Here is a 6,346-nt window from a genome sequence, read left to right as displayed (position 1 = left end):
CACCCCCTCCCCCACCCTACTCTCCGACCAAAAAAGGCTGTTTTTAGGGGGTCAAGAAGTGGGCTCCGAAAGTTTGGGCGGGTTAGCTTTGTGACCCATACTTCCTGAGCCATGCAACATACTTTCGGCTACGCCCGCGTTTCTGCCACCGACCAGAACCTGGCCACCCAACTCGACGACCTGACCCGCGCGGGCTGCGCGCGCATTTTCCAAGAGAAAGTGTCGGGGACGCGCACGAGCAGCGCTGCCCTTAGCGAACTGCTAGCGGCCGTGCGCGCAGGCGACGTGGTCGTGGTCAACCCGCTGGCGCGACTGGGCCGCAGCACGGTGCACACAATTCAGCTGGTGGAGGAGTTCAACCGCCTAGGCGTACACTTTCGGGCCCTGGACCTGGGCATCGACTCCCGCACCCCGGCAGGCAAGATGATTATTGGCGTCTTCTCTAGCTTCAACCAGTACGAGCGCGAGAACAACCGGGAAAAGAGCTTAGCCGGCATCAACCTGGCCAAGCAGCAGGGCAAGCACTTGGGCCGGCCCGCGGGGCGCGATACCGATAAACTGGCCAAGGTGGCCAAGGCACTGGCCAAAGGCTTGTCCGTGGCTGAGATTGTCACGCTCACCGGCATCAGCCGCGCGAGCGTTAAACGCTATCGCCACGAGCTAGCGGGGGGTTAGCGCTCCCTCGTTTCCGCCAGCCGATAGCTCGTGCTGCGTCCGCCGGCCGCTTCTTTGACCAAGATAGCCTGGTCGAGTAAGGCCTGGATGTCGCGGGTGGCCGTGTCCTGCGAGCATTTAGCAATCGTGGCCCACTTGGAAGACGTCAGCTTGCCCTCGAAGCCGTCGAGCAATTGGTTAAGCAGCCGTTGTTGCCGCGCGTTGAAGGCGAAGGTGGCGTGCTGCTCCCAAAACCGCGCTTTCGTCAGCACCTGGGCTAGCGTCTGCTCCGTAGCCTGCAGCGCGCGACTCAGGCAGGCCACAAACCAGGCCAACCAGGCCGTGATGTCGAGGGCCCCTTTTTGAGCAGCCTCTAAGTGAGCATAGTAGGCGTTGCGCTCGAGGCGCATCTGGGCCGACAGGCTGTAGAAACGTTGGGCCGAGGCATCGGCGCGGGCCAGCTGCAACTCCGTCAGGGCGCGGGCCACGCGGCCATTGCCATCCTCGAAGGGGTGAATGGTGACAAACCAGAGGTGGGCAATGCCGGCTTTGAGTACGGCATCGAGGGGGGTATCCGTATTGAACCACGTAAGAAACTGGGTCATTTCTGCAGCCACGTGAGCTGCCTCAGGCGCTTCGAAGTGCACCTGCTCCCGGCCTAGCGCGCCTGACACGACCTGCATGGGACCTTTGGCGCCCGTACGCCAGGCGCCCACTTGGATGCGCTGCAAGCCGCTACGACCGGTGGGAAACAGTGCGGCCTGCCAGGCACCTAGCCGCTCGGCGGTGAGCGGTTGGGCAAAGCCCTGGGTCGCATCGAGCAGCATGTCGACCACGCCCTCCACGCGGCGCTCGGCCGGCACGAGCCCGGCCACGTCGATGCCCAAGCGGCGTGCCAGTGAGGAACGCACTTGCTCATTGGGCAAGAGCTCGCCCTCAATTTCGCTCGACTTGAGGGCTTCCAGGGTAAGTGTTTGTAGCAGGGCCTCGGCCTGCAGGGAAAAGCCCAGCCCCTCCATGTGGCCCAGCACGCGCCCTTGCTGATGGCGGACTGCGCCTAAAAGCGGTTCTAAGCGCTCGTGCTGCCACGTGAACGCCGGCCAGGTAGGCTGCTGATAAGTATACACATTAATCTCCGCTAAGTATGCGGCGAATATAACCCCTATTCTCCGCATCTCCCCTTGTCACGTTTTCGCAGGACCGTTTAAAAAAGGTGACAAAGCCCCAAAACTTGGCTGAACTCGGAAAAGGGGCCTCTCGCTTTTTAGCCCCGTCGGGTGAAAGCAGTGCCCTGCCTTTCTATTTGTTCCTCAGCGACCGCTTAGCCGCAAGCGCATCCCTCCGACTAGCCCCCGGGGGTAGGGTAAGCCTATAGGCCATACCTTGGTTGAGCCAGCGTTCGGTTGCACTTCGCGTCTCTGCCTCTAATCCCGCTTTGTCTAAATTCAACTTAATCGGCGGCCTCCTCCTGCTCGGGCTGTGTGGGGCTGTTTTCCCCGGGAAAAAGGCCGAGTATGACGTGGCTCGGACTGGGCCGTTAGTCGCTGTCCAGATTGTGCGCACTGCGTGCAATGGCTCGGCCGCCTTGCGATTCGTGCACTTTTCTTTCCAAGGTCGGGAGCACTCGATAAAGGTCGGTCAGCAGGATTGCGAACACTTGCGGTCGGGACAGACCTTGCAGCTGCAGCACTTGGCCACGCATCCCGATGTCTTCCTGTTCCCCGGCTCTTACCATCTAAGCGAGGGTGTTGCCTGGGGTGCGCTCTTTCTCTTGGGGTGCTACGCTGTCAGCAGCAGTGTATGGCGCCTGCGAAAAGAACAGCCTTAATACGGTGCAGGGAACAGCAAAAATGCATGTCCGCATTACGGTGGTGCCAGGCACTACCGATTGGTAGCGAGCCACAATTAACGGCTTGATTAGCACTAGGCAGATTCAACACGAGAACTAGACGTTTGTCACCTTTGACGAGGCTCGTTTAAAAAAGGTGACAAGCGACTGGGTGAACACTTTTTAGTCACTGTACTAGGTAATCGGTAAGCCACTGTCCACTTTGTGACCTGATGCCGAGTGGTTGGTATAACGCCTATCTTGCTGCTTATGGCAATGGACCTGACCACCTTTTGGGACGAAACGGCGACGGTACCCCCCGCTTTGACCCAGGAATTTATCCAGCAAGCTGAGCAGCAACTAGGCGTGCGCTTACCCGCGGACTTGCTTGCGCTGCTGCGGCAACAAAATGGGGGGTATACCCGCGGCTTTGTGTACCCCATGACCCGCCCCACCTCATGGGCTACAACCCACGTACCCTTCGACGAACTTTTTGGGCTGCTTCCCAGCGATACGGGGGCCACGAGTATCCTTGATAGCGGCTATCTGACGCAGGAAGGGGGAGTACCAGAGAAGCAAGTGCTGCTCAGTGGCGATGGCCACTGGTTTATTACGCTGGATTATCGCCACGGCTCGGAGCCCCGAGTAGCGTGGATTGATACCGAGATGGACGAGGATGTGCCCGTAGCGGACAGTTTTCCGGCTTTTCTAGCGGGGTTGATTGACCGCGACGATCTCCCGGACGACGAAGACTAAACACACTTTTAGCCCCCGCTTCTGCGCAAGCAGGTAAACTCTCCAACATAAGGCGATGGTCAAGCTAGCTCCTTTGCACCCAGAACAGGTTACCCCCTTCTACTCCTGGCTTCAAGACCCCGAAGTCATCGAGTATTCGCTCTCGGCTTTCCAGCAGCTGAAGACCACGGCGCAGATTGACCAATGGTTTGCCGCCACCTTAGTGCAAGCTCATACCCTGAACCTGGGCATCTACTTAGCCGAGACCAATGCCTTGATTGGCTATGCGGGGCTCACGGGTATTTCCACCACCAACCACGCGGGCGAATACTTTATCTTCCTCGGCGAGAAAACGCAGTGGGGCAAGGGCCTGGGCACGGCGGTGACCAAGCAAATCCTACAGCTGGCCTTCACTGAGCATCAGCTCAATCGGGTGATGCTCACGGTGTCGGAAGGGAATACCGGCGGCTTGCGCGCCTATGCCAAAGCAGGCTTCGTTGTGGAAGGGCGGCTGCGAGAGGCGGCGTGTCGGCAGGGCGTATTTCACGATAAAATTGTCATGTCCGTATTGAAAGCAGACTGGCAGCGGCTAGGCCTAGTGGGGTGCTAGCCACGCCTTTCGGCAGGGGTAAGGAACTTGCCACCAGCTAGCGAGCAGTTCCACAGACGCCTTAGGGAGCTGAAGTCCGTTCCCTTCTCATAGTAGCTCCTACCAGCTAATAATCAGTCAACCTGTCCGAGAACGAATGTTATGTAAAGCAGGCCGCTGCTTTGCTGGAGTCTAACACGTCAAAGGGGTATTAAAGGGTAAGGGGCGGAAAAGCTAATGCGAATGCGACCGGTTATTAGTTGCGCTCGGCTGCTGTGTTGGGCTAGTTGGTGAAGCAGTTCCGAGGTGTGGTTAATAATTCGCGGGGGACTAGCCGCCCGACGTGTTGGAGCACAATTAGGTCGATTTTCACCCATTCCAGCTCTCGAGTGGTGACGGGCCCGTAGGCCGAGGGTTCGCCGTAGCCCGGTACCGGAACGAAGAACCAGCCCCAGCCGGAAGGCAGGACGCTTCGCTTAAACTTGGGCCGCGTAGTCAGGGAGAAGCGGGTAGTGAGCGTCTCAATCACTTCGTCGACTTTCATCAGCTCAACGAAAGCAGCTTGCCTCGTTTTCCGGCTAGTCCCGAGTGGTTCCGCGCCCATTTAACTCCTATTTTAGCGGGATGAATCCGGTTTTTCGCGCTGGCTGGGTACTTAGTCTAGCCGTTGCCTGCACCCCCGCCAGCCCACCCGTTCATGTGCCGCCCAAGCTAGCCTCCTCGCAGTAGATGGCCGTCATGCAAACGAATGAACTGCTGGCTGACCATCAGCTTTTCAGCCAGGCCTTGTGGGCCCGCCCGCTGTTCGCCCAGGTACGCCCACTTTATGTGCGCTTGCATAGCCCCGCCACGCGGGAGGCCGAATTCGAGGTACTCTTGGCCGATTTACTGCACCACCCCCACCTAGTCCAGGGGCAGCGCCTGCGCTTTTTCGCGCCGCCCGATTCGAGCGTCCTGCTCACCCAACCGTATGCCGCCCCCCGGCGCTTAGATAGCACGTCGTTTGCTCCCTGCGACCTGTTAACGCCGGCGCACTACCATCAGCTATAGCAGCGGAACGTCGGGAGTCACTACCATGGGCGCATCACGTATCACCTCTTTTCACAAGTAGTTTCTCTAGCGTAGGAACAGAAAGCCTCGCTACCGAATTTTGAGTTGGTACTTACTAGGTAGTTGGGTTACGCAGCAGGTTTTCTAACAGGCTACGGTCGTGTAGGCCAAAGCAGGCACGGCACCTAGGCCCACACGGTGCAAGAACGCTGCACCCACGCCGGCTTTTGCCTTGGTTAATAGGTTGGGCACTCTCCATAAAGTCCTCAAAGGCGAATTTGGTGGCGTTGTAGAGCGGGAAAGCGATGTGCCCACCCACGGAAGTAGTGGTCAGAATAAGTCCCTGCTTCTGTTCGCGGAACTGGGGCAGCACTGCGCGCGTCACGTTCATCACCCCGTACACATATGTGTTAAACTGCTTCTGCACCTGCGCGGGGGTAATGGCTTGAAAGGCGCCGGCCAGGGCATAGCCCGCATTATTAAAGAGCACACCAGGCCGCCGAATGCGTGTTGCGCAGCCGCCACGGCGGCCGCAATGCTGGCCACGTCGAGCACGTCGAGCGGCAGCACCAGCACATTGGCCTACGTATGCAAATCGACGGGCGCCTTGCTGGGAGTGTGCATGGTGGCGACGACCTGCCAACCGCGCTGGGCAAAGTAGCGGGCGGTAGCCAGGCCAATGCAAGTGGAAGCACCGGTAATGAGAATCGTTTTGCTGGAAGTAACCATCGTATATAAAAGCAATGAGTACACGAAGCTGGCCACCCTGTTGTAAAAGACTTAACAGCCAGCGAGCTTAAGCTCGCTGGCTGTTAAGTCTAATGCTAGACAAGAGCCGCTTATTGCTCCTTTTTGGTGAGATAGTCCGGCGGAAATACTTCCTGGCCGCGTCGGGTGGCTAGGGCCTGGAGTTTTTGCAGGTCTTCTGGACTTAGGCCGGGCTTGGGCAAAAACTGGCCAGCCGCTACTGGCTGGCCGATTTCGGCAAAGCAATTGTCTAACCCCGCTGGTACGACCACGCACAGCAGATGCGCCAGCGTGTCCGATTCGTTGCGAAAGCTATGGATGGCGCCGCCCTTGGGAATCTCTACCACAGCCCCTTGGCGCGCGGTGTAGGTTTGCGTTTCCGACCGGACTACTATTTCGCCCGCTAGTACATAGAAGGTTTCCTGAATAAGTGCGTGGGCGTGGGGCCCCGGTCCACCACCGGGCGGCACCAACATGTCGATAATGGCGTACGCGCCAGCGGTCTGGGCCCCGCTAGCCACGATGCGGTACGTGTCGCCCATCACCGATAACTCGGGGCCATCTTGCGGGTCAAGGGTTTGAACGGAAGTAGGACGCATAAAAAGAGAAAAACGAAGAAAAAAGAAAGGGGAATGCGAGAGGACCTGCCTTTGCAACTAGCTCGGCAGCCGCTAACTGGAGCTAATATTACTTTCCTACTACCAGCTAGCTATGCCGACCTGCGGAGCTTGCTCGCTTTCGGG

The 6,346-nt window shown here is 58.4% G+C and carries 9 protein-coding genes; 4 read left to right on the top strand and 5 right to left on the bottom strand.

Annotated features, from left to right (window positions below):
* Positions 1–111 precede the first annotated feature (111 nt).
* Positions 112–675, top strand: a complete 564-nt coding sequence (locus GO988_RS21385; RefSeq protein WP_157569463.1) for a recombinase family protein — start codon at positions 112–114, stop codon at positions 673–675.
* Here the strand turns inward: GO988_RS21385 and GO988_RS21380 are convergent.
* Positions 672–1,781, bottom strand: a complete 1,110-nt coding sequence (locus GO988_RS21380) for a Fic family protein (RefSeq protein ID WP_317164948.1) — start codon at positions 1,779–1,781, stop codon at positions 672–674. The genes GO988_RS21385 and GO988_RS21380 overlap by 4 nt on opposite strands.
* Before the next feature lie 971 nt (positions 1,782–2,752).
* Between GO988_RS21380 and GO988_RS21375 the strand changes: the two genes are divergently transcribed.
* Entirely contained in the window at positions 2,753–3,238 is a 486-nt protein-coding gene (locus tag GO988_RS21375) for an SMI1/KNR4 family protein (RefSeq protein ID WP_157569458.1), read from the top strand.
* Between the two features lie 73 nt (positions 3,239–3,311).
* A complete protein-coding gene (locus GO988_RS21370) occupies positions 3,312–3,827 on the top strand; it encodes a GNAT family N-acetyltransferase (protein ID WP_198172987.1) in 516 nt (171 codons plus the stop codon).
* Positions 3,828–4,089: 262 nt separating this feature from the next.
* Here GO988_RS21370 and GO988_RS21365 read toward each other — a convergent pair whose 3' ends face one another.
* Entirely contained in the window at positions 4,090–4,350 is a 261-nt protein-coding gene (locus tag GO988_RS21365; protein ID WP_157569453.1) for a hypothetical protein, read from the bottom strand.
* A gap of 185 nt (positions 4,351–4,535) precedes the next feature.
* Between GO988_RS21365 and GO988_RS21360 the strand changes: the two genes are divergently transcribed.
* Positions 4,536–4,856 (top strand): hypothetical protein, encoded by a 321-nt coding sequence (locus GO988_RS21360; RefSeq protein WP_157569451.1) that lies wholly within the window; start codon positions 4,536–4,538, stop codon positions 4,854–4,856.
* A 115-nt stretch (positions 4,857–4,971) separates the two neighbouring features.
* Here the strand turns inward: GO988_RS21360 and GO988_RS24300 are convergent, their stop codons facing one another.
* The 3 genes from GO988_RS24300 to GO988_RS21350 all read right to left on the bottom strand — a co-directional run bounded on the left by GO988_RS24300 (position 4,972) and on the right by GO988_RS21350 (position 6,202).
* Positions 4,972–5,499 (bottom strand): SDR family NAD(P)-dependent oxidoreductase, encoded by a 528-nt coding sequence (locus tag GO988_RS24300; RefSeq protein WP_262885713.1) that lies wholly within the window; start codon positions 5,497–5,499, stop codon positions 4,972–4,974.
* Positions 5,439–5,585 (bottom strand): SDR family NAD(P)-dependent oxidoreductase, encoded by a 147-nt coding sequence (locus GO988_RS24505; RefSeq protein ID WP_198172985.1) that lies wholly within the window; start codon positions 5,583–5,585, stop codon positions 5,439–5,441. The genes GO988_RS24300 and GO988_RS24505 overlap by 61 nt, the downstream gene beginning before the upstream one ends.
* A 110-nt stretch (positions 5,586–5,695) precedes the next feature.
* A complete protein-coding gene (locus GO988_RS21350) occupies positions 5,696–6,202 on the bottom strand; it encodes a cupin domain-containing protein (protein WP_157569446.1) in 507 nt (168 codons plus the stop codon).
* Between the last annotated feature and the right edge of the window lie 144 nt (positions 6,203–6,346).

The organism is Hymenobacter ginkgonis (assembly GCF_009755225.1).
GTDB classification, from domain to species: domain Bacteria; phylum Bacteroidota; class Bacteroidia; order Cytophagales; family Hymenobacteraceae; genus Hymenobacter; species Hymenobacter ginkgonis.
Note: the sequence above shows the minus strand (reverse complement) of the source record. Positions and strands in the feature narration are given on the sequence as shown.

Coding starts and splice junctions, on each gene's coding strand:
- GO988_RS21385 (WP_157569463.1), top strand. CDS start 112: ATGCAACATACTTTCGGCTACGCCCGCGTTTCTGCCACCGACCAGAAC.
- GO988_RS21375 (WP_157569458.1), top strand. CDS start 2,753: ATGGCAATGGACCTGACCACCTTTTGGGACGAAACGGCGACGGTACCC.
- GO988_RS21365 (WP_157569453.1), bottom strand. CDS start 4,350: ATGAAAGTCGACGAAGTGATTGAGACGCTCACTACCCGCTTCTCCCTG.
- GO988_RS21360 (WP_157569451.1), top strand. CDS start 4,536: ATGGCCGTCATGCAAACGAATGAACTGCTGGCTGACCATCAGCTTTTC.
- GO988_RS24505 (WP_198172985.1), bottom strand. CDS start 5,585: ATGGTTACTTCCAGCAAAACGATTCTCATTACCGGTGCTTCCACTTGC.
- GO988_RS21350 (WP_157569446.1), bottom strand. CDS start 6,202: ATGCGTCCTACTTCCGTTCAAACCCTTGACCCGCAAGATGGCCCCGAG.